At 63.2% G+C, this 869-nt stretch carries 2 protein-coding genes; both read right to left on the reverse strand.

Annotated features, from left to right (window positions below):
* Nucleotides 1-25 precede the first annotated feature (25 nt).
* A complete protein-coding gene (locus tag GWG65_RS40250; RefSeq protein WP_275200925.1) occupies nt 26-631 on the reverse strand; it encodes a plasmid pRiA4b ORF-3 family protein in 606 nt (201 codons plus the stop codon).
* On the reverse strand, nt 628-869 hold a 242-nt coding region (locus tag GWG65_RS40255), incomplete at its 5' end, for a transposase domain-containing protein (protein WP_275200926.1). The genes GWG65_RS40250 and GWG65_RS40255, both read right to left, overlap by 4 nt.

Raw genomic sequence — 869 nt, forward strand, 5'->3', positions numbered from 1 at the left:
GAAACCCTCCGGTGAAGGCCGCGGGTTAGCTGCGTTTAGCGCGCTTGCCTGCGGGTTTGCGCGACCATTTTTTGGCGAGGGCCGCAACTTCCGTGGTGAGCCACTCGGCCTCGTCGGCGTCAGGATCGAAGTCGTCGCCGATCCATTCGGTGAGTTCGGCGTGGCGTTCGTGGGTGGGGTCCTTGATAGCTTCGAGGAGTTCGGCATAACCCCAGGGACCGCCACAATCCTCGGGAGGACAGCGGCCGCTGACTTCGATTAGACGCGGATAGAGCGCGCCCGGCTCGGGATCGATAAGGCGCTCGACCTTGATCGAATGCTCCCAGCCGTCGCCGAAGTCATAGAGGTATGTGAGGTTCTTTAATCCGACATCTTCGAGGATATCGGTCAGCCGAGCCTTGCGGGCATCGAGGAACTCGCCGACGCCCCAATCTGCATCCGGGTAAGGCGTGCTCCAACCGACGTCGCCGGCGCGCAGCTCGTAGAGATGGCTGTTGGTCCAACCCATGGCCGCCTGGATGGTCAGGTGCAGGCGGTCGAGCTTGATGTCGAATGGCACATCGACCCGGCGCAGAACCACCGGCTTGACGTCATCGAGCGTAATCTTGAGGCGAGCGATACCGACAGTCATGCCGCCAGTTTACGACGCTCCATCTCGGAGGCCCAGCTCCATGGCAAGAGTTCCTCGAGCCTGTGGACAGCGTGATCGTTGATGCGGGCAAGCACGTCGGCGAGCCAGGCCTGCGGATCGACGTCGTTGAGCTTTGCCGTCATGATCAGCGTCACCATGAGGGCGGCCCGGTCGGCACCACGTTCGGAGCCGGCGAACAGCCAGGACTTGCGGCCGAGGGCAAAGCCGCGCAGCGCGC

This window comes from Bradyrhizobium sp. CSA207, assembly GCF_029051685.1.
Lineage (GTDB): Bacteria > Pseudomonadota > Alphaproteobacteria > Rhizobiales > Xanthobacteraceae > Bradyrhizobium.

What these genes read in the sequence shown, in the direction of transcription:
- GWG65_RS40250 (WP_275200925.1), bottom strand. Translation starts at nt 631, where the DNA reads ATGACTGTCGGTATCGCTCGCCTCAAGATTACGCTCGATGACGTCAAG.